Below are 21,390 nucleotides of genomic sequence, written 5' to 3'. Positions count from 1 at the left end.
ATCCTATACCTCACCCTTCTTATAGGGCGCGGGCGGGCGGCTGCAATGCGCCCGTATGTCCCTGATCAGGAGGTGCCCATGCCGGAACTGCCCGAGGTCGAAACCGTGCGCCGTGGTCTTGCCCCGGTAATGGAGGGGCATCGTATCGCGCGGGCCACGCTCAAACGCGCCGATCTGCGCTGGCCGTTCCCGCCGGATATGGCCGCGCGGCTGACGGGGCGGCGGGTCACGGTGCTCAGGCGGCGGTCGAAATACATCCTCGCCGATCTTGATTCGGACGAGTCGCTGCTGATCCACCTGGGCATGTCGGGGCGGATGCTGGTTTCGGGCGATCCAACCGGCGATTTCCTGCACGCCCACGCGACGCCGGAAAAGCACGATCATGTCATCCTCGACATGGACAATGGCGCGCGGATCACCTTCAACGATCCGCGCCGTTTCGGAGCGATGGATTTGTTACCCACTGCCGCGCAGGAGGCGCACCCGCTGCTAGCGTCGCTTGGCCCCGAGCCGCTGGGAAACGCCTTTGACGAACCCTATCTGATTGCCGCGCTGCGCGGGCGCCGGGCGCCGGTCAAGTCGGCGCTGCTGGATCAGAGAATCCTGGCCGGGCTGGGAAATATATATGTCTGCGAGGCGCTTTACCGCGCCGGCATCTCGCCGCGGCGGAGGGCGGGACGGATCGCGGCGTCGCGCGTTGCGGCGCTGGTCCCGGTGATCCGGCAGGTACTGCGCGACGCGATCGCGGCGGGCGGCTCGTCACTGCGCGACCACCGTCGCACCGATGGCGAACTGGGATATTTCCAGCACCGTTTCGATGTCTACGGCCGCGAGGGCGCCCCGTGCCGGACACCGGGCTGCAGCGGAACGGTGCGCCGCATCGTGCAGTCGGGGCGGTCGAGCTTCTACTGCCCGCGCTGTCAAAGATAGCTTGAACCGACTCCGCGAATGGGTCAGGAGTCGGGCCTGATCGAAACAAGCGAAAGCAGATTTCATGGCCTATGAGACGATCATCGTCGAAATCGAAGATCACATTGCCCTGATGAAGCTCAACCGCCCCGAAGCCATGAACGCGTTGAGCGAAACGCTGCTGAGCGAGCTGGCGCAGGCGCTGACCGAGGCACAGAAGAACGACAAGGTGCGGTGTATCGTCATCACCGGGTCGGACAAGGCCTTCGCCGCCGGCGCCGACATCAAGATGATGAGCGAGAAAAGCTTTGCCGATGTCTTCGCCGGGGATCTCTTCACGCCCGAAACCGAACAGATCATGCGCGTGCGCAAGCCGATCATCGCGGCGGTGTCGGGCTATGCGCTGGGCGGCGGGTGCGAACTGGCGATGATGTGCGATTTCATCATCTGCTCGGATACCGCCAAGTTCGGCCAGCCCGAAATAAACCTCGGCGTCGTGGCCGGCATCGGCGGTACGCAGCGCCTGACCCGGCTTGTGGGTAAGTCCAAGGCGATGGACATGAACCTGACCGGCCGCTTCATGGAAGCCGAAGAGGCCGAGCGCTCGGGCCTTGTCAGCCGCGTGGTGCCGGCCAAGAAGCTCATGGAAGAAGCGATGAGCGCCGCCGAGAAGATCGCCGAAAAATCCATGATCACCACGATGGTGGTCAAGGAGGCGGTGAATCGGTCCTACGAGACGACCCTGCGCGAGGGGTTGCTGTTCGAACGGCGGGTGTTCCATTCGCTGTTCGCGACAGATGATCAGAAGGAAGGCATGAACGCCTTCCTGGAAAAGCGCAGCGCGCAGTTCCGCGACCGCTGAGCGGCGCAGACGCACGTCCGGGGCGAGGGCGTCGCGGCGCCTGCGAGGCGGGGATTTTGCCCTTTGCAACCGCTTGGAATTGGCGTATAGGCGCCCGATGTAAATGCGCGTGATGCCCGCTCTGGCAGGACACTTCCGGTGGTTCCCACCCGGTCGAGCTGAAATGCGCAAGAGATATCGTAACAGCCCGGAAGCAAGGGAACAGACATGGCCAACACGCCGCAATCCAAGAAACGCGCCCGTCAGAACGAAAACCGTTACCAGATCAACAAGGCGCGCCGCTCGCGCATCCGCACCCAGTTGCGCAAGGTCGAAGAGGCAATCGCCTCCGGCGACAAGGACGCGGCCACCGCCGCCCTGCGCGCGGCTGAACCCGAACTGATGCGCGGCGTCACCAAGGGCGTGTTCCACAAGAACACCGCAGCGCGGAAGGTTTCGCGGCTGGCATCGCGCGTCAAGGCGCTCGGCTGATCCGCAACGCCACAGTCGCCAAAACGCACCGCGTTTCAAAGCGTCGCCATGTGCGGCGCTTTTCGCGTTTTGTGTGGTATTTCAATGCATCCGAGATTCTTTTTCGCGATATCGGAGTCAAGGCGTAAGTTCAGTTGCCAGTGCCAGAGCCGCGTTGCTACCTTGCGGGTGCGATTCACGTCGTCTTGGGGGGACAGGCCAGGTCACAAGCCCGAAATTGCGGGCCGACAACGTGCAGTTGTGCGTGCTGCCCCGCAGTGCCGTATGACCGCTTGTGCTGAATTCAGGGGTATACCCTGGCCTTGTCCGACAAGTTGCAGTGCGCGTTTCTCGCGGCCACCCGTGGCGTGCCGGCGATCCGGCAGCAACGGCAGGGTGTGGTCGGTCGCGTGCAGACGGTCCGGTACAGGCCGCATTCTCCACCGCCGTGGCGGTGGTGCGTGCGACGGGGGTATCGCGTGCCGGTATCAGTAATGCGGATGCGTTGGTGTCTATGTCCGCAGGCGGAATGGAAACGGTGTGGAACGGGGACGCATGACACAGGATCAATGGGGCGAGTTGCAACAAGGGCTGCTCGCGACTGTGGGCAAGAACAACTATACGAACTGGATCGAGCCTCTTGAATTCGCCGAGATTTCCGAAGGTGTCGTGACCTTCCGGGTGCCGACCAGTTTTCTGGGCAATTACGTCTCGCAGAACTTCGGCGATCTGATTTTGCACAAGTTCATCCAGGCCGGCGAAGACGTCCGGCGCATTCATTTCCAGGTGGTCGAGCACGGCGCGCCACGCGGCAATGGGCGCCCGGCCCGCAAAACGCCGGACGGCGCGCAGCAGGGCCGCGACCGCGAAACCGGACGCGGCGGCGCCGTACCGGGCGCGCCCCTGGACGAGCGGTTCACCTTCGACACCTTCGTGGTGGGCAAGCCCAACGAACTGGCCCACGCCGCGGCACGCCGCGTTGCCGAGGGCGGGCCGGTCACGTTCAATCCGCTTTTCCTCTATGGCGGCGTCGGGCTGGGCAAGACGCACCTGATGCACGCCATTGCGTGGGAGTTGCGCAGCCGCCGCCCCGAACTCAACGTCGTCTACCTGTCGGCGGAACAGTTCATGTACCGGTTCGTGCAGGCGCTGCGCGACAGCAAGATGATGGATTTCAAGGAACTGTTCCGCTCGGTCGATGTTCTGATGGTCGATGATGTCCAGTTCATCGCCGGCAAGGGCTCGACCCAGGAAGAGTTCTTTCACACCTTCAACGCGCTGGTTGACGGCAACAAGCAGATCATCATCTCCGCCGATCGCGCGCCGGGCGAGATAATGGATCTGGAAGACCGGATCAAAAGCCGCCTGCAATGCGGCCTGGTCGTTGACCTGCATCCCACCGATTACGAATTGCGGCTCGGAATTCTGCAAACCAAGGTCGAAACCCACCGCAAGCAGTATCCGGGGCTTGAGGTTAGCGATGGCGTGCTCGAATTCCTCGCCCACCGGATCAGCACCAATGTCCGGGTTCTGGAAGGCGCGCTGACCCGGCTTTTCGCCTTTGCCTCGCTGGTCGGGCGCGAGATCACGATGGAACTGACGCAGGATTGCCTGGCCGATGTGCTGCGCGCCTCGGAACGCAAGATCACCATCGAGGAAATCCAGCGCCGCGTCAGCGAGCACTACAACATCCGCTTGTCCGACATGATCGGGCCCAAGCGCGTGCGCAGCTATGCGCGACCGCGGCAGGTAGCGATGTATTTGTGCAAGCACCTGACCAGCCGGTCGCTGCCGGAAATCGGCCGCCGTTTCGGCGGGCGCGATCACACCACCGTCATGCATGGTGTTCGTCGGATCGAGGATTTGAAGACCCAGGATGGTCAGATCGCCGAGGATCTGGAAATGCTGCGCCGCACGCTCGAGGCCTGACGGGTCGCCGCCCGCCCCCCGCGTGCGACAACGCGGGGGCTTGCAGTCTTGACGCCCCCGCGTTTCCGTTGGACAAAACTCCGAAAAAAACATCTTGAGCCGGCCGGGGAAACCGATACCTTGCCCCACCCGGCAGGAAAGGGAACGAGGGTCATGAAACTGAGCATTGAACGCGGCGCGCTGCTCAAGGCTGTCAGCCAGGCGCAATCGGTCGTCGAACGACGCAACACGATCCCGATTCTTGCCAACCTGCTGATCGAGGCCGAAGGCGACCAGGTGCAATTCCGCGCCACCGACCTGGATATCGAGGTGGTCGATATCGCGCCGGCAAAGGTGGAACGCGCGGGCGCGACCACGGTTTCGGCGATGACCCTGCACGAAATCGTGCGAAAGCTGCCCGACGGAGCGTTGATCACCCTGAGCGAGGACAGCGCCGCCGGACGCCTTTCGGTGCAGGCGGGGCGGTCGCATTTCAACCTCGCGACGTTGCCGCGCGAGGATTTCCCGGTCATGGCAAGTTCCGAATACGCGTGTAATTTCAGCGCCCCGGCGCCGGTGTTGCGGCGGCTTTTCGACAAGTCCAAGTTCGCCATCTCCACCGAGGAGACGCGCTATTACCTCAACGGGGTCTACATGCACGTGGCCGAGGCGGAAGGCGGCCGTGTGCTGCGCTGCGTGGCCACTGACGGCCACCGCCTGGCCCGGATCGACGCCGATCTGCCCGAGGGCGCCGCCGATATGCCCGGCGTGATCGTGCCGCGCAAGACGGTGGGCGAGTTGCGCAAGCTGCTGGAAGACGACGACACGCAGATCGCCGTGTCGGTGAGCGAGACCAAGGTACGCTTCGCCACGCCTGGTATTACCCTGACATCCAAGGTGATCGACGGCACCTTTCCCGACTACACCCGTGTCATCCCGCAGGGGAACACGCGCAAGATGGAAGTGGACGCGCGCGAATTCGCGTCCGCCGTCGATCGGGTCGCGACCGTCAGCTCCGAACGCTCGCGCGCGGTCAAGATGACTCTCGACGAGGACCGCCTGGTGCTGTCGGTGAATGCCCCCGACAGCGGCGCCGCCGAGGAAGAACTGGCCGTGGCTTATGGCGACGAGCGACTGGAAATCGGGTTCAACGCGAAGTACCTGCTGGAAATTGCCAGCCAGGTTGACCGCGAGAACGCGGTATTCCTGTTCAATTCCTCGGGCGATCCGACGCTGATGCGCGAGGGCAACGACACCAGCGCCGTCTACGTGGTCATGCCGATGCGCGTGTGACGCCCGTCGGAGTCTCCGGCGGGCGTATTTCGGGCAAGATGAAGGGGCGGTGAATGCCCGGTGTCCATCTGTCGCGGCTGATCCTGTCGCATTTCCGCTCTCATGGCGCCGCGCGGCTTGATCTTGACGCTCGCCCGGTGGCGATTTTCGGCCCCAACGGCGCCGGCAAGACCAACATTTTGGAGGCGGTATCGCTGTTTTCGCCCGGTCGGGGCCTGCGCCGCGCCAGCGCCGAGGAAATGTCCCGCCGGCCCGAGGTGCTGGGCTGGAAGGTTTCCGGCGTGGTGCAGGGGCCGGGGCGCGCGCACGAGGTCGAGATCTGGTCAGAGGGCGGCGCGGCACGGCAGCTCAGGCTTGACGGCAAGGCGGCCAGCCAGACGGCTTTGGCCCGCACCGCGCGGGTCTTGTGGCTGGTGCCGTCGATGGACCGGCTGTGGACGGAAGCCGCCGAAGGGCGGCGGCGATTCGTGGACCGTGTTGCGATGAGCTTTGCGCCCGAACATGCCGAGGCAACGCTGGCCTACGAGAAAGCGATGCGCGAGCGTAACCGGCTGCTCAAGGACCAGGTGCGCGATGCGCATTGGTACGCGGCGCTGGAACGTCAGATGGCGGCGGCGGGCGCGCACATCCACACCAACCGCCTTGCCGCGCTGACCAGGCTGCACGCGGCGCAGGATGCGGCGCAGACCGCGTTTCCGGCGGCGCAGATGGAACTGACCCAGACCGAGGGCGCGATGCCCGAGAGCGAGGGAGATCTGCTGGAGGCACTGCGCGAAAGCCGCTTTCGCGACCTGGCCGCGGGGCGCACCCTGGTCGGGCCGCACCGCACGGACCTGCACGCCGTATTCGCCGCCAAGGGCGTGCCGGCGCGGGAGTGTTCGACCGGCGAACAGAAGGCGCTGCTGATATCGCTGATCCTTGCCAATGCCCGCGCACTGCTGGGCGATCTGGGAGCGTCGCCGATTCTGCTGCTCGACGAGGTCGCCGCGCATCTTGACGCTGGCCGCCGCGCCGCGCTTTACGACGAAATCCTGGCGCTGGACGCGCAGGCGTGGATGACCGGCACCGGGCCGGAGCTTTTCGCGGAACTGGGTGCGTGGGCGCAGTATTTCGAAGTGACGGAAACCGGCGGTATCAGCCATACTGAAAGGAAGGACAATCCGTGACCCCTCAACGCGTAAGCCTGATCACCCTTGGCGTGACCAGCCTCGAACGGTCGAAAGAGTTCTATGCCGCGCTTGGCTGGACACCGGCCGAAGAGCAGGACGGCGTTGCCTTCTACCAACTGGCCGGTCTCGTGCTGGGTCTTTTCGGGCGAGAGGCGCTGGCCGCGGATCAAGGTCGGCCCGATGCGGTGCTGGGCACCGGCGCCATGACCCTTGCGCAGAACTTTGCGACCGAGGCCGAGGTGGACGCGGCATTCGACGCGGCGCTTGCCGCCGGGGCGAAGGCACTCAAACGGCCCGAAAAGGTGTTCTGGGGCGGCTACTCGGGATATTACGCCGACCCTGACGACCATGTCTGGGAGGTGGCAATGAACCCGTTCTGGATTCTGGCGGCGGACGGGTCGCTGACATTAACGGACGCGAAATGACACTCTCGGGCGGTGACCTGGTGCTCTATGCGGGGGCGCTTCTGATTTTGTTCATCACGCCGGGGCCGGTTTGGCTGGCGGTGATGGCGCGGGCGCTTTCGGGCGGGTATGCGGCGGCCTGGCCGCTGGCCTTCGGGGTTGCGGCGGGCGACGTGGTCTGGCCGTTTCTGGCCATTCTCGGCATGAGCTGGGTGGTGGCCGAACATGAAAGCGTGCTCACAGTGATGCGCTGGGTGGCCTGCGCGGTGTTCCTCTACATGGGTTTGTCCACGATCCGCCGCGCCGACGCGGCGGTCGCCGCCGACCGCCGGCTGACCCGACCGGGGCGATGGGCCGGGTTCGTCGCGGGCGTGGCCGCGATTCTGGGCAACCCGAAGGCGATTCTGTTCTACATGGGCGTGCTGCCGGGCTTTTTCGACCTGGGCCGCGTGACCGGCCCGGATATCATGGCGATCGTGGCGCTGTCGGCGCTGGTGCCGTTTGTCGGCAACCTGGGAGTCGCTCTCGTGGTCGACCGGATGCGGCGCATTCTGACCGCGCCGGCGGCATTGCGAAGGCTGAATCTGGCCGCCGGTACGCTGCTGATCTTCGTGGGCGTGATCGTGCCCTTCACATGACACAAAATATGGGGCGGAGACGTGACATTCCCCCCCATGGGTCGTATAAAATCACAGCAATCACAAAGGGTTTTCCCTATGGCCGAAGACAGTCAGGCAGGCGGCGCATACGGCGCTGAATCTATCAAGGTTCTCAAAGGGTTGGAGGCGGTTCGCAAACGCCCCGGCATGTATATCGGCGACACCGACGATGGTTCGGGCCTGCACCACATGGTCTACGAGGTCGTCGATAACGGCATCGACGAGGCGCTGGCCGGTCATGCCGACGCGGTGAACGTCACGATCCATGCCGACAGCAGCGTATCGGTCAGCGATAACGGCCGCGGTATTCCCGTCGGTATTCACGAGGGCGAGGGCGTCTCGGCGGCCGAGGTCATCATGACCCAATTGCATGCCGGCGGGAAATTCGACCAGAATTCATACAAGGTGTCGGGCGGTCTGCATGGCGTCGGTGTGTCGGTGGTAAATGCACTGTCCGACTGGCTGGAACTGCGCATCTGGCGCGACGGCAAGGAACATTACGCCCGGTTCGAGCATGGCGACACCGTCGAACACCTGCGCGTTGTCGGCGATGCCGGTGGCCGCAAGGGCACCGAGGTTCGGTTCCTGGCCTCGACCGACACGTTTTCCGACCGCGACTATGTTTTCGAGATGCTGGAAAAGCGCCTGCGCGAGCTGGCGTTCCTGAACTCGGGCGTGCGCATCATCCTTGTCGACGAGCGCCCCGCCGAACCCCTGCGCAGCGAGCTGTTCTACGAGGGTGGCGTGCGCGAGTTCGTCAAGTATCTCGACCGGTCGAAGGTTTCTCTCATGTCGGAACCCATCCACATGATCGGTGAGCGTGACGGGATCATCGTCGAGGTGGCGATGTGGTGGAACGACACCTTCCACGAAACGGTGCTGCCGTTCACCAACAACATTCCGCAGCGCGACGGCGGTGCGCACATGGCGGGATTTCGCGCCGCCCTCACGCGGACGATCAACTCCTATGCGCAGTCCAGCGGCATCGCCAAGCGCGAAAAGATCAGCTTCACCGGCGACGACGCTCGCGAAGGGCTGACCTGCGTGCTTTCGGTCAAGATGCCCGACCCGAAGTTCTCCAGCCAGACCAAGGACAAACTGGTCAGTTCCGAGGTGCGCCCGGCGGTCGAGGGGCTGGTCAACGAACGCCTGTCCGAGTGGTTCGAGGAAAATCCGAACGAGGCCAAGGTGATCGTGTCCAAGATCATCGAGGCCGCGCTGGCCCGCGAGGCGGCGCGCAAGGCCCGCGACCTGACGCGCCGAAAATCGGCGCTGGACGTGAATTTCCTGGCCGGCAAGCTCAAGGATTGCTCCGAGAAAGACCCGTCCAAGACCGAGCTTTTTATCGTCGAGGGCGACAGCGCCGGCGGCTCGGCCCAGACCGGGCGCGACCGGGGCACGCAGGCGATCCTGCCGCTCAAGGGCAAGATCCTCAACGTCGAGCGTGCGCGCTTCGACCGGATGCTCGCCAGCCAGGAAATCGGCAACCTGGTGATGGCCCTTGGCACCGGGATCGGGCGTGACGAATTCGACATCTCGAAACTGCGCTACCACAAGATCGTCATCATGACCGATGCCGACGTGGACGGCGCCCATATCCGCACGCTGCTGTTGACGTTCTTCTATCGACAGATGCCCGAACTGATCGAGGGCGGCTATCTGTATATCGCGCAGCCGCCGCTCTACAAGGTGACGCGCGGCAAGTCCGAGGTCTATATCAAGGACGAGGCGGCGATGAACGACTACCTGGTCCAGCAAGGCACCGAGGGCGCGGTGCTGCGGCTGGCGGACGGGCAGGAAATCGTCGGCCCCGACCTGGTGCGCGTGGTCGAAGAGGCGCGGCGCCTGAAGCGCGTTCTGGATGCATTCCCCACGCATTATCCGCGCCACATACTGGAACAGGCGGCGATCGCGGGGGCCTTTGCCCCCGGCGCGATCGACGCCGACCTGCAGGGCGTGGCCGACAAGGTGGCGGCGCGCCTCGACCGGATCGCGGCGGAATACGAACGCGGCTGGCAGGGCCGCGTCACCCAGGACCACGGCATCAGGCTGGCCCGCATGTTGCGCGGGGTCGAGGAAGTGCGCACCCTGGACGGCCCGATGCTGCGCTCGGGCGAGGCACGCAAGACCGGCAGTTTCACTGAAAAGCTGCAAGAGGTGTACGGCGCCCCGGCCGAGTTGCACCGCAAGGACCGGCATACCCGTATCTACGGGCCGCTGGGGTTGTTGCACGCGATCCTGACGGAGGGCGAAAAGGGCCTGACATTGCAGCGCTACAAGGGGCTTGGCGAAATGAACCCCAACCAGTTGTGGGAAACCACGCTGGACCCGGACGCACGCACCCTGTTGCAGGTCAAGATCGACGACGTGGCCGAAGCCGACGACCTGTTCACCAAGCTGATGGGCGATGTTGTCGAGCCGCGGCGCGAATTTATCCAGACCAATGCCCTGAGCGTCGAGAACCTCGATTTCTGATCGCCTGCAAGGAACCGACCATGACCAATCATCTTTACCGCCACGACCTGCCTGACGATCTGAACCTTGGCACGGTCGTGGCCATTGATTGTGAAACGATGGGCCTCAACCCGCATCGTGACAGGCTTTGCGTGGTGCAACTGTCGGGCGGCGACGGTGACGCGCACATCGTGCAAATCGCGCAAGGACAGCAAGAGGCGCCCAACCTGTGCCGCCTGCTGATGGACCCGCAGGTGCTCAAGCTGTTTCATTTCGGCCGCTTCGACATCGCCGCGATGCACAACACCTTCGGCGCGCTGGCCGCGCCGGTCTATTGCACCAAGATCGCCAGCAAGCTGGTGCGCACCTATACCGACCGGCACGGGCTCAAGAACCTGCTACAGGAACTGTTGGGCATCGACGTGTCCAAGCAGCAGCAAAGTAGCGACTGGGGCGCACCCGAACTGAGCGCGGCGCAGCGCGACTATGCCGCCAGCGATGTTCTGCACCTGCACAGCCTGCGCGATGTGCTGGATGCGATGCTGGCGCGTGAGGGCCGCACCGATCTTGCGCAGTCCTGTTTCGATTTCCTGCCGACGCGCGCCCGCCTCGATCTTGCGGGCTGGCCCGAGCAGGACATTTTCGCGCATTGATGGACTGGCGCGACTCGATCCGCTTTCACGTCATTGCATGGCTCAAGATCCTGTTGCCACTGGCGGCGCTTGGGCTGCTGGCCACGTTGTTCATGTTTTCCAGGACAATCGACCCGACGGCGGTCGAACCGATCACGGACCTTGATCTGCGCCAGCGTGCAAAAGACGAACAGATGACCGCGCCGGTCTTTGCCGGTGCCTCGGATGCCGGGGACCTGGTCAGGTTGACCGCCGACGCGGCGCGCCCCGACCCCGAAACACCGGGACGGATGGTGGTCGACGCGCCGCGCGCGCACATGACGATGGTCAGCGGCGGCCGCATCGACCTGCGGGCGAACACGGGGGTTTTCATGCTTTCCGAAAGCCGCGGCAGCCTGGCGGGATCGGCATTCCTGAGCAGTTCCGCGGGATACCGGGTCTGGACCGAGCGGCTGGACATGGCGCTGCGGGAGATCCGTGTGGAAAGCCGCACACCCATAGAGGGCGAAGGGCCGCCGGGGCGCTTCACGGCGGGGCGAATGCTGATTACCGCCGAGCCCGACGGCACCGGCGTGCAATTGCTTTTCACAGACGGTGTCAAGCTGGTATACGAACCCGACAGATAGGATACGCGCCCCATGTCCCTTGCCCGATACTGCCTGCTGGTTCTTCTTTGTGTGCCGTCCATGGCTGCTGCACAGCAGGCCGACATCGCGTTCGGTGCCGAAACGCAGGACACCGACCAACCCGTCGAGGTGACGGCTGACGCGCTGTCGGTGGATCAGGAAAGCGGACACGCGGTGTTCTCGGGCAATGTGCTGGCCGCGCAGGGCGAGATGAAGCTTTCCGCCGACCGCGTGCTGGTGGTCTATTCCGCCGATCAGGCCCGCATCGCGCGGCTCGAGGCAAGTGGCGGTGTCACCCTTGTCAGCGGCTCCGACGCCGCCGAAGCGCAAAGCGCCGATTACGACATCGACGCCGGCGAGATCGTGATGCGCGGCGATGTCGTCCTGTTGCAGGGCGACAACGTGCTCAACGCCCAGAACATGACGGTGGACCTGAATACCGGCACGGCGCGCATGGATGGCCGCGTGCGCACGATCATGGCGCCGGGGGACTGAGCGATGACCGCCGCCGAGCTGTCCGTGACCGATGGCGATTCCGGCCTGGCCGCATGGAACCTGCGCAAGAGCTATCGCAAGCGCGTGGTCATCCGCGATGTCAGCCTGACGCTCAACCGCGGCGAAGTGGTCGGCCTGCTGGGACCGAACGGGTGCGGGAAATCGACGACCTTCTACATGGTCGCCGGGCTCATATACCCCGAGGCCGGGCAGGTGCGGATTGACGGGCGCGATGTCGGCAACCTGCCGATGTTTCGCCGCGCCCGTCTGGGAATCGGCTATCTGCCGCAGGAAATGTCTATTTTTCGTGGCCTTAGCGTCGAAGACAACATCGCCGCGGTTCTCGATATCTCGTGCCCCGACCGGCACAAGCGCCGCGAGCGGCTTGAAGAGCTGCTGTCGGAGTTCTCGATCGAGCACCTGCGTCGGGCCCCCGCGCTTGCCCTTTCGGGGGGCGAGCGGCGGCGCGTGGAAATCGCGCGCTGCCTGGCGTCCGATCCGAAATACCTGTTGCTGGATGAGCCCTTTGCCGGGGTCGACCCGATCAGCGTCGGCGACATCCGCCACCTGGTCGCCGACCTGCGCAACCGCGGCATCGGCGTGCTGATCACCGATCACAACGTGCGCGAGACTCTCGAAATCGTCGATCGCACCTACATCCTGCACGATGGACAGGTCTTGATGTCCGGCACGCCCGACGAAGTTGTGCAGAACGAAAACGTGCGCCGCGTCTATCTTGGCGAAAGTTTCCGGGTTTCCTGACGGAATATCCCGCGGTTGTGATTTGCCGACGCCGGGCAAACGGATTCGATTGACAGAGCCCCTTGCTGTCGCCTCAAATGGGGCCATGACATTCGAAGATCGTGCAGCGTTGAGGCTCATGGCTTTGCAGGCAAGGCCCGCACGCATGCAGTATGGCGGAATGTCTAATCCCAGCACTCGAACCTGAAACGCACGCTGCAATTCGTGCATTTCCGTGTGGGTTCGAACTGTCACGTAAAGGAGAAAACATGCTCTATCAGGTCAGTGGAAAGCAGATCGACATCGGCGACGCGCTGCAAACCCATGTGAAGGATGAACTGGGCGCGATTCTGACCAAGTACGCGCAGCGCCCCACGGATGCCAATATCGTTTTCTCCAAGTCCGGGCACGAGTTCGTGTGCGAGGCGATGGTACACCTTTCCACCGGTCTGACCGTCCAGGCCAAGGCGCACGCCCACGAAATCTATGCTTCCTTCGAGGCCTGCGCCGAGAAGATGGACAAGCAGTTGCGGCGCTACAAGCGACGCCTGAAGGATCATCACCGCGAGCGTCAGGGCCCGGTTGAAGTCATGGCGGCATCCTCGTATATCCTCGCCTCGGAACAAGGCGGTGAGGATTCGGAACCCGACACGTTGCAGCCGATGATCATCGCCGAGACCGAGACGCGCATTCCATCGCTGTCGGTTGGCGAAGCGGTGATGCAGATGGAGCTTGCCGGGGCACCTATCCTTGTTTTCAGAAACGAACGCGGCGAAGAGGTCAACGTCGTCTATCGCCGCGAAGACGGAAACATCGGCTGGATCGAGCCGCGGTACTAGAACACGCCACCTCGCGGGCGCGAAACCACGACAGGACGGATCATGCAGATTTCGGGAATTCTCAAGCCAGAGGCGGTAAAGGTCGTCACCTCGGCGTCCAGCAAGAAGCGGCTTTTGCATGATCTGGGCGATCTGGCCCATGCCGCCTACGGGGTCAGCGCCCCGGCCACGGTCGAGGCGCTGATCGAGCGCGAAACGCTTGGCCCCACCGGTGTGGGGCATGGCGTGGCGCTGCCCCACGCCCGGCTGGACGAGATCGACAGCGTTTGCGGGGCGTTCATCGTGCTGGAAAAACCGATAGACTATTCCGCCGTTGACCGGCAGCCCGTGGACCTGGTCTTCGCGCTGTTCGCGCCGCAGAACGCCGGCGTCGAGCACCTCAAGGCGCTGGCGCTGGTGTCGCGGACGCTGCGCGAATCCTCGGTCTGCGCCAAGCTGCGCGCCAATCGCGACCCCGAAACGCTGCACACGATCCTGACCGAGGCCCAGGCGGCGCAAGCCGCCTGATGTCGGGCATGTTGCCCACTCGGTAAGGTCGGACAGAACCGACCAAGCGCCGCGATCTCTAACCCCAGCGGTCGAATCCGAAGGTCACATAGTCGCGCTGGTATACCTTGGCGGCAAGATCCTCGATCTTGTCGTCGTAGATATCGGCCAGCGCGAAGGGCGTGTCTATTGCCGGGCCGGGCGGCGCAGGAGCATCGGGATATCCCGTCGCACGGGCAAGCGCGGGTAGCGCCTGCGCCATTTCATCTTCGCGCAGCACCTGGTCGGGAAGGGCGAAACCCGCGAAATCCTGTAGCGCCTGGGTTTGCGTGGCCCAGGCCGAATCGATCCGCAGCCCGGTTTGCCCGGCCAGGTTCGCCTTGACGAATTTCAGGAACGCCACGAACGCCTTGCGGTGCGCATCGTGGTCGTAGCGCGCATCGGGCATCTTGCCGGGAATCGGCAGGTTGTGGACCCGCCGCAGCGTCTTGCGGATCTCGGCAAGATTGCCCGGACCGGGCATCAGGATGCGCTGGCAAAACGCCGCATGCGCACGTGCCACCGGGTGACGCAGCACCGTGAAGCTGCGGTGGCCGGGGCGGTCGCGTTTCCATTGCCGCAGCGTCTTCTGGGTAAAGCCCGATTGCAGGTCGTCATCGGCGACACCGTCCAGCGCGGCCAACCATTGCCGAACCTCGGCCTCGGGCCCCGAGCGCACCGGCAGGTAGAGAAGCGGTGCCCGCGCGGCGGCCACGTAGCTGGGCACCGCCGGCCCGCGGCGGGGCTCGAAATTCGGCGTCCGGCTGAGGTTGAAGCGGTCGAGATCGGCCAGCGCGGTCTGCATGGCGTCGAAGTTCTCGACCTTGGCCGAGAGGGGCGCGGGGTTCTGCGGCTTGAGGCTCTGGTCCAGCGACGCCAGGCTTTCCTCGACGCCCAGGAACCGCGCCAGCCCGTTCATCACGTTGAGATCCTGCAAGTCCTCGTAAGCGATATGGAACGCCGTCTGCCCGCTGGTTTGCAGCGCGTTGTGCAGCCTGATCTGGAACTGCTGCAACTGGTCGAGGAAGTCGTGAAACTCGCCCGCGTCGAAGGCGGCGACCGCGTCCTTGCGCCGTTTCACGTTGGTCAGCTTCCACTGGCCCGTCTGCTGCACGATCTTCCACGACACGTAGCTGTCGACGGGGTTGCGTGTCAGGATGATCTTGGCGCAGCGCGGGTCGGGCAAGGCGATATCCAGCACCCGCGGATCGTGGTCATGGAAGAACCGGAACCCCGCCAGAACGCCGGACTCGTCCCGTATGGCATTGATCAGGGCCTGCGGGTCGGCCTCGCGCTCGGCCTGCGTCAGGCCCAGAAGGTCGTCGCGGTTGGGATAGCCGATGAAATGCGGATTGAATGCCTCGCCGTGACAGGCAATCCCGGGCAAGGTGTTGAGATTGGTCTCGAGGAAATTCGATCCGGTTCGCATTTCCGCGAAGATCACGAAATAGTCGAAGGGTCTGGGCATGTTGTTCTGTCACCGTACCAGATAGGGTTTCGGCGGCGATCCGTGGCGTGTCGGTACCGTCTGTTCCACCGGGAAGTCACCCATCAGGTACGGATGCATCCCCTGGTTCTTGAGGTTTTGAAGGAACTGGCCGAACCCGGCCAGATCGACCATGCGCGGCGCCTCGGACAGGCGGCGCGCCGTTTTCTGGGTGATCTCGTCGATGACGGTTTGCAGCGGTTCCATCGGGGACTCGACGAATTCCGCCATCGTCCATATCCGGATTCGCGCCTTGACATAGGGCGAATGCAGCACGTCCAGGAAATCGTTTTCGATCTTTTGCAGCAGCGCCGCTTCCTTGCGGATGTCTGCGAAATCGCGGTTCGACTGGAACAGCGGCACCGCCCAGGCCCCGCTGATCACCGAAATCTGCGCGTTGGGGTCCTTGGCGATATCCCAGTTGATGGCCTGGTTGTCGCGCGGTCCGATGCTGAAACATTGTCGCTCGCCGCGGGTGTTCCAGATCAGGTTGGTCAGAAACCCCTTGGGGTTGTAGTCGCGCAAAATGGCGCAATCCGAAAGCGCCCCGTTCATCACCGATTGGCTGTCGGCGAATTCCGCCCGCTCCGGCGCGAACAGATGCCCGTGTACCCGCGTACCGGTCGCCCGCGCCAGCCACGGCTTGAAGTCGTCGAAAAGCTCGGCGAAGCCCTGGAAAACCGAGTACCGCCCCGCGGTCACGCCGTTTTCCCAGCCCTCGTTCGGGAACCGGCTTTGCATGTAGAGGCCCGCCCGCCCCCGCGTGCGCCGCTCGACCGCCTTGGCAAAAAGACGGTCGATCTTGCCGGGGTTGGGTTCGGTCTTGTTCATGGCGCCGGCGCTGTCGGTCAGGAACGCGTCATAGAGCCGGTCGGCATGGGCCCATATCTTGCGCGCCACGAAGCAATCCGACCGGCGCAGCAATTGCAGGTGGTCGTCGTAGAAAATGTGCGGCTTTCCCTGGAAGTCGAACTTCGACAGGGTCAGCGAGCGGCTTTCGATATTGAGCGAATATTGCCGCGCGAGGGTCTGGAAATAGCACTCGTCGGGGATCCAGACGCGCTTGAAATAGCGGTCGAGCACGGGGCGGCGCGGATCCTGCAGGATGGACGACAGGGTCCGTCGGGTTAGGCACCACCACTGGCTGCCCATGTGCGGGACGATCCCGTCGGGGATCCTGCGCTTGAACCCGACGCGGCGCTGGAATTCGACGTATTTGTCGAAAAGATAGCGGTGCTTGCGCCAGCTGAACGGAAACCGCAACGTGAATCGTTCGTGATCGAGGCCGCCGACCGTCCAGGGCACATCCGCGGTCGTCGCGCTTTCGACAAAATCGGTGCGCGGGCGCGCCTTGAGGTAGTCAATCAACTCCTGGACGGGACGCAGCGGCAGGCACGACCCCGAGGTCAGATAGACATGGGTGACATCGGGAAACGCCTCCAGCATGCGTTCGGCGGCATCCTGCGTTGCCGCGACAATTCCCCATGTGCCCCATTCGCAGCGATGTCGCCGGCCGAACCTTACATCGTCCAGGTCGGACAGGGCGGCGACAAAGGCGTTGTGCGTTTTCGCGGGCACCGACTTGTCGATATGAATCACCACCGGGCAGCCGGCGGCGTTCCAGTGCCGGGCGACCTGTTCCGCGCGCCCCAGCGCGGTGTGCACGAGCATCACGATGCCGACGCTCATGCCCAGTTCCCCTTCGACATCAGGCCCAGGATCTCCAGTTGCCGCCAGTTGATGTACCGCTCGGACCACTTGCACCACAGGTCCGGTTCGTCCTTGAGGCGGGCCGCGTAGGTACGGTATTCAAGGCTGGCGGCGTAGTGTTGCTTGCGCTTGAGTTCCTCCATCGCCTTCTCGGTAAAGGTGTCCAGGAACTTTGTGTGCAGCAGCGCGCCGCTGGCCTTTTCGCCGCCCCACTCGTCGTAAACCCTGTTTAAACCCCGTGGCAACAGCATGTGGGTGGAACTGACATAGGCATAGCGCCAGTTCCACTTGACCAGCGGCACCTTGTTGAGGGCCGGCGCCTTGTCCGGCATATCCCGGAAGAACACGCGCGACCGCGGGCCGCCCTGAATCCACAGGTTGCCATAGTAGTCGTTGCGCCGGATCGTGTAGTTGCCCGCATCGAACCAGTTGGCGATCTCAAGCGGGTCCTGGCCGGCGCGATAGGGTTGCGCGTCGAGACGACCCTTTGGGTACATGTCCAGCAGCATGGCGCTGAACGACCTGATCGACGACGCATCCAGCCAATCGGTCAGCGCCCTGAGCGGGCGGGTGTCGCAGAACGGGTAGATGAAGAATTCGTCCGGGTCCACGACCAGCGACCAATGGTCATGGGCATACCGCATCTGCAACCAGTTGAGCCAGTCGACCCCGAAGCGCGCCCGCTTGTAGCTGCGCCGCGTCGTCCACAGCGATACGTCTGATTGGTCGGCCAGGTAGTCGAGCGACCCGTCGGTGCTGTCGTTGTCTACGATCAGAAAGTGGTTCACCCCCAGGTCGCGGTAGTACTGCAGGAAGTAGGGCAGGCGCACCGCTTCGTTGCGCAGGGTCGAGAACAACAGGATGTCGCCGGGCTTGATACGCTTGGTGCGGTTGGCCACCAGGCGCAGATCGCGGCGCTTGCGAATGGCACGGACAAGGAAGCGCCGCCGCTCGACCCTGAGGCGATATGACTTCCACGCACCCAATACGTTTTCCTTCACCCGGACAGCGCGACCTGACAACCTGAGGTTCAGGCGGGGCTATCACAGGACCGTAAACACGGTCTTGAAATGCATGTCCCAAGTCGGCGGTTGAAATGGGCGCGCGTGCCTGCCTGCCGAATGCCCTGCCTCGTGGTCGGCCATCAGCCCGATTATTGTTCTGCGCCAAGGATACCGATCCTTAGGGCTAACGTAAATGGGAATGTCGCCAAGGATTTCCCGGTACACCGGCAACGGCGCGCAAACGACCGGAGTGCCCAGTGCCGCCGCCTCGATCGGTGGCAGGCCATAGCCCTCGACCCGGCTGGGAAACAGCATGCCGGCCGCGCGGTCGACAAGCCCGGCCAGCGCCGCGTCGTCAAGCCCCGGCAATTCGTGGATGTGCGGGCTGCCGCGCACCGCGTCGAGACGCGCGAACACCGTATCGTTCATCCAGCCGCGCGCGCCGCAGATCAGAAGTTGCGGCATTTTCGCGTCGGGCAGTTCGCGGGCCAGATCGTCCCATATGTCCAGCAACAGCGCGTGGTTCTTGCGTGGCTCGATCGTGCCCACGGTGCAGAACCAGGGCCTGGTGGGGTCGATTCCCGGCGGCAGCGCGGCCTGGTTGCTCACGGTCGGCATGTCGACACCCAGATGCGCCACCAGGGTGGGCGGCACCGGGCCATGGCCCTGCATGTGGCGGTGCACGTCCGCCTCGGTCGCGGCCGAGTTGCACAGCACGACATCGGCAGTCTCCTGTACCCGGCGCAGCATCGCGGCAAAGGCCGCGGGCGTTTCCGGGCGTTGGAATTGCGGATCATCGAGCGGGATCGTGTCGTGGATCATAACGGCGATACGGGCGCCGGGAAGCTGGCGCAGGGCTGCCAGAACGCGGTGCGTCAGGTTGGAATGGCCCACGTTGACATACTGCACTCCGCCGGGGAAATGCCGCCGCATCATCCGCGCCAGCCCCACCGGCAAACAGCGCGCCCGCGCCAGGCGGCGCAGGTCGGCCTCGGCGCGGCGGCGCGCGGGGTCGAGACGGCGCGCGAGACGAGACAACCCGTCGGGCCGGCCCCACGCGGTGCGCCCCTCGACCCGGTCGAGCAGCGCCGCCATGCCGTCGCGGTCCAGAAGGACGAAGCCGTAGCTGCTGCGCACAAGCGCGAAAAACTGCGTCTCCAACCCCGCGAAGCGGCGCAGATAGGCCAGTTCGACCCGGTCCACCCCGGTGGCGACGCGCCCGGCCCGCCGGACAAGTCGCGTCAGGTCCAGCAGGCGCGGTGGCGTGCGGTCATTGCTCATAGTGCCCGGTCTGGTGCCAGCGCCACGCGTCCGTGATCATCTGCGCAAGGCTTGAACGATGCGGTTTCCATCCAAGCTCGGCCTCGGCCCGCGTCGAGCCCGACACAAGCTTGGTGCAATCGCCGGGCCGGCGGGGGCCCTCGCCATGCGGGACGGCGTGACTGGTGACGCAACGGGCGGCGTCCATCACCTCGCGCACCGAAAACCCGTGTCCGGTGCCAAGGTTGAACACTCGGCTGCCCTTGCCTGCGCGCAGCCATTCCAGCCCCAGGACATGCGCATCGACCAGGTCGCAGACATGCACATAGTCGCGGATGCAGGTGCCGTCGGGCGTGTCGTAATCGGTGCCGAAGATGGTCAATGCCGGCCGGGTGCCGGCGATCGCTTCCAGCATCACGGGGATCAGGTGCGTCTCGGGGCGGTGAAACTCGCCCACCGCGGCCTCCGGGTCCGCGCCGGCGACGTTGAAATAGCGAAAGATCACCGCGTTCAGCCCGTGCGCGGCGCCGAAATCGTTCAGCATGTCCTCGATCGCGCGTTTCGAGGCGCCGTAGGCATTGATCGGCTGTTGCGGGGTCGCCTCGTCCAGTACCACGTTGTCGTGCTCGCCATAGGTCGCACAGGTCGAGGAAAAGACGAAATCCAGGCACCCGGCCGCCACCGCGGCCTCGATCAGGGTCAGCGATCCGGCGGCGTTATTGCGCCAGTAAAGGCCGGGCTGCACCATGCTTTCGCCGACTTGGCTGAGCGCCGCGAAATGCATCACCGTGACGGGCCGGTAGCGTTCGAATACCGCGTCCAGGCGCGCACGATCCAGCAGGTCGCCCTGCTCGAACGGCCCGAACCTGACCGCGTCGCGCCAGCCGGTCGAGAGGTTGTCATAGGTGACGGGCACGTATCCGGCGGCCTTGAGTGCCTTGCACGCGTGTGAGCCGATATAGCCCGCGCCGCCGGTGACCAGAACGTGTTCCACGCGCGATCCCCCGGTTATTGCGCCGCTGCCGCGCCCGCGTAAAGCCCTCTGAGATAGCCATCCAGATCGTCGTGCAGGTCTTCACGCGCCAGCCCGAATGCCACGGTAGCTTGCAGAAAGCCGGCTTTTGATCCGCAGTCGTAGCGCGTGCCCTCGAAGCGGTAGCCGTGTACCGGGTCGTCGGTGCCGATCTGTCCGGCGATGGCGTCGGTCAGCTGCACCTCGCCGCCGGTGCCGGTCTTGATCTTGTTGAGGTTGCGCAGGACGTTGGGCGTCAGGATATAGCGCCCGATCACCGCCAGGTTCGAAGGCTGCGTGCCCGGTTCGGGCTTTTCGACCATGCCTTTGACATTGACCAGCCGCCCCTCGCTCGATGCGCAGTCCAGGATGCCGTAGGACGACGCCTTGTCCTCGGGAACCTCCATCGCGGCGACCATGTTGCCGCCGATCTCGGCATGCGCCTCGACCATCTGTTGCAGGCACGGCTTGTCGGCCGCCACCACGTCGTCGGGCAGGATCACCGCGAAGGGTTCGTTGGCGATCAGGTTGCGTGCGCACCACACCGCGTGGCCCAGTCCCATCGCCTTGTGCTGGCGGACATAGGCAATGGCGCCGCTTTCCATGTTGGTGGTCTTGAGCGTTTCCAGCAGCGCATTCTTGCCCTTCTTGCGCAGCTCCTGCTCAAGTTGGGGCGCGTGGTCGAAGTAATCCTCCAGCGCGTTCTTGCCGCGCGAGGTGACGAAGATGAATTCCTTGATCCCGGCGGCGCGCGCCTCGTCGATCGCGTACTGGATCAGTGGACGATCGACCAGCGTCATGATTTCCTTGGGGATAGACTTCGTCGCCGGCAGGAACCGCGTACCCAGCCCGGCGACGGGAAAAACCGCCTTGGTCACCTTTTTTTTCATGAACGCCCTCGTATCTGTTCGGTGCCGCTTGCGCAGCCATGAAAGTTCGGTTCAGGAGCGCG

At 64.2% G+C, this 21,390-nt stretch carries 21 protein-coding genes; 15 read left to right on the top strand and 6 right to left on the bottom strand.

Annotated features, from left to right (window positions below; translation table 11 throughout):
- Window positions 1–78: 78 nt before the first annotated feature.
- The 15 genes from mutM (at window position 79) to Q0L89_RS13475 (ending at window position 13,948) form a co-directional block, all read left to right on the top strand.
- Window positions 79–930 (top strand): bifunctional DNA-formamidopyrimidine glycosylase/DNA-(apurinic or apyrimidinic site) lyase, encoded by an 852-nt coding sequence (gene mutM / locus Q0L89_RS13545; protein ID WP_296766098.1) that lies wholly within the window; start codon window positions 79–81, stop codon window positions 928–930.
- Between the two features lie 64 nt (window positions 931–994).
- Window positions 995–1,771, top strand: a complete 777-nt coding sequence (locus Q0L89_RS13540) for an enoyl-CoA hydratase (RefSeq protein ID WP_296766096.1) — start codon at window positions 995–997, stop codon at window positions 1,769–1,771.
- A gap of 207 nt (window positions 1,772–1,978) precedes the next feature.
- The gene (gene rpsT, locus Q0L89_RS13535) at window positions 1,979–2,242 is read left to right on the top strand and encodes a 30S ribosomal protein S20 (protein ID WP_296766094.1); all 264 of its coding nucleotides are present in this window, start codon (window positions 1,979–1,981) and stop codon (window positions 2,240–2,242) included.
- 534 nt (window positions 2,243–2,776) lie between these two features.
- A complete protein-coding gene (gene dnaA, locus Q0L89_RS13530; RefSeq protein ID WP_296766091.1) occupies window positions 2,777–4,150 on the top strand; it encodes a chromosomal replication initiator protein DnaA in 1,374 nt (457 codons plus the stop codon).
- A 153-nt stretch (window positions 4,151–4,303) separates the two neighbouring features.
- The gene (gene dnaN / locus Q0L89_RS13525) at window positions 4,304–5,422 is read left to right on the top strand and encodes a DNA polymerase III subunit beta (RefSeq protein ID WP_296766088.1); all 1,119 of its coding nucleotides are present in this window, start codon (window positions 4,304–4,306) and stop codon (window positions 5,420–5,422) included.
- Between the two features lie 53 nt (window positions 5,423–5,475).
- On the top strand, window positions 5,476–6,588 hold the full coding sequence (gene recF, locus Q0L89_RS13520) for a DNA replication/repair protein RecF (RefSeq protein WP_296766086.1): 1,113 nt from the start codon (window positions 5,476–5,478) through the stop codon (window positions 6,586–6,588).
- Window positions 6,585–7,016: a VOC family protein gene (locus tag Q0L89_RS13515; RefSeq protein WP_296766083.1), complete on the top strand. Its 432-nt coding sequence runs from the start codon at window positions 6,585–6,587 to the stop codon at window positions 7,014–7,016. The genes recF and Q0L89_RS13515 overlap by 4 nt, the downstream gene beginning before the upstream one ends.
- Window positions 7,013–7,633: a LysE family translocator gene (locus tag Q0L89_RS13510; protein ID WP_296766081.1), complete on the top strand. Its 621-nt coding sequence runs from the start codon at window positions 7,013–7,015 to the stop codon at window positions 7,631–7,633. Before Q0L89_RS13515 ends, Q0L89_RS13510 begins: the two co-directional genes overlap by 4 nt.
- Window positions 7,634–7,711: 78 nt before the next feature.
- Window positions 7,712–10,129, top strand: coding sequence for a DNA topoisomerase (ATP-hydrolyzing) subunit B (gyrB, locus tag Q0L89_RS13505; RefSeq protein ID WP_296766079.1), 2,418 nt, complete (start codon window positions 7,712–7,714; stop codon window positions 10,127–10,129).
- 20 nt (window positions 10,130–10,149) lie between these two features.
- Window positions 10,150–10,761, top strand: a complete 612-nt coding sequence (locus Q0L89_RS13500; protein WP_296766075.1) for a ribonuclease H-like domain-containing protein — start codon at window positions 10,150–10,152, stop codon at window positions 10,759–10,761.
- Entirely contained in the window at window positions 10,761–11,366 is a 606-nt protein-coding gene (locus Q0L89_RS13495; protein ID WP_296766073.1) for a hypothetical protein, read from the top strand. Before Q0L89_RS13500 ends, Q0L89_RS13495 begins: the two co-directional genes overlap by 1 nt.
- A 60-nt stretch (window positions 11,367–11,426) precedes the next feature.
- Window positions 11,427–11,861 carry a lipopolysaccharide transport periplasmic protein LptA gene (gene lptA / locus Q0L89_RS13490; RefSeq protein WP_296766070.1) on the top strand — a complete coding sequence of 145 codons (435 nt, stop codon included), beginning with the start codon at window positions 11,427–11,429 and terminating at the stop codon, window positions 11,859–11,861.
- Between the two features lie 3 nt (window positions 11,862–11,864).
- Window positions 11,865–12,623 (top strand): LPS export ABC transporter ATP-binding protein, encoded by a 759-nt coding sequence (lptB, locus tag Q0L89_RS13485; protein ID WP_296766069.1) that lies wholly within the window; start codon window positions 11,865–11,867, stop codon window positions 12,621–12,623.
- A 248-nt stretch (window positions 12,624–12,871) separates the two neighbouring features.
- Window positions 12,872–13,441, top strand: coding sequence for a ribosome-associated translation inhibitor RaiA (gene raiA / locus Q0L89_RS13480; protein ID WP_296766066.1), 570 nt, complete (start codon window positions 12,872–12,874; stop codon window positions 13,439–13,441).
- Window positions 13,442–13,483: 42 nt separating this feature from the next.
- Entirely contained in the window at window positions 13,484–13,948 is a 465-nt protein-coding gene (locus Q0L89_RS13475; protein ID WP_296766064.1) for a PTS sugar transporter subunit IIA, read from the top strand.
- A gap of 58 nt (window positions 13,949–14,006) precedes the next feature.
- Here Q0L89_RS13475 and Q0L89_RS13470 read toward each other — a convergent pair whose 3' ends face one another.
- From Q0L89_RS13470 to galU, 6 genes are read right to left on the bottom strand one after another with little or no spacing between them, the layout of a single operon-like run.
- Window positions 14,007–15,434, bottom strand: coding sequence for a nodulation protein NodH (locus tag Q0L89_RS13470; RefSeq protein ID WP_296766061.1), 1,428 nt, complete (start codon window positions 15,432–15,434; stop codon window positions 14,007–14,009).
- A 9-nt stretch (window positions 15,435–15,443) separates the two neighbouring features.
- Entirely contained in the window at window positions 15,444–17,141 is a 1,698-nt protein-coding gene (locus tag Q0L89_RS13465) for a beta-1,6-N-acetylglucosaminyltransferase (protein ID WP_296766058.1), read from the bottom strand.
- Window positions 17,138–18,148, bottom strand: coding sequence for a glycosyltransferase family 2 protein (locus tag Q0L89_RS13460; RefSeq protein ID WP_296766056.1), 1,011 nt, complete (start codon window positions 18,146–18,148; stop codon window positions 17,138–17,140). The genes Q0L89_RS13465 and Q0L89_RS13460 overlap by 4 nt, the downstream gene beginning before the upstream one ends.
- Window positions 18,149–18,205: 57 nt before the next feature.
- Window positions 18,206–19,447: a glycosyltransferase family 1 protein gene (locus Q0L89_RS13455; RefSeq protein ID WP_296766053.1), complete on the bottom strand. Its 1,242-nt coding sequence runs from the start codon at window positions 19,445–19,447 to the stop codon at window positions 18,206–18,208.
- The gene (gene galE / locus Q0L89_RS13450; protein ID WP_296766051.1) at window positions 19,437–20,420 is read right to left on the bottom strand and encodes a UDP-glucose 4-epimerase GalE; all 984 of its coding nucleotides are present in this window, start codon (window positions 20,418–20,420) and stop codon (window positions 19,437–19,439) included. Before galE ends, Q0L89_RS13455 begins: the two co-directional genes overlap by 11 nt.
- Before the next feature lie 14 nt (window positions 20,421–20,434).
- Entirely contained in the window at window positions 20,435–21,328 is an 894-nt protein-coding gene (galU, locus tag Q0L89_RS13445) for a UTP--glucose-1-phosphate uridylyltransferase GalU (protein ID WP_296766048.1), read from the bottom strand.
- Window positions 21,329–21,390 lie beyond the last annotated feature (62 nt).

This window comes from Sediminimonas sp. (assembly GCF_024637375.1).
In the GTDB taxonomy this organism is placed as follows: domain Bacteria; phylum Pseudomonadota; class Alphaproteobacteria; order Rhodobacterales; family Rhodobacteraceae; genus Sediminimonas.
The sequence above is the reverse complement of the archived record's forward strand: the minus strand, read 5'-3'. Positions and strand labels throughout refer to the sequence as shown.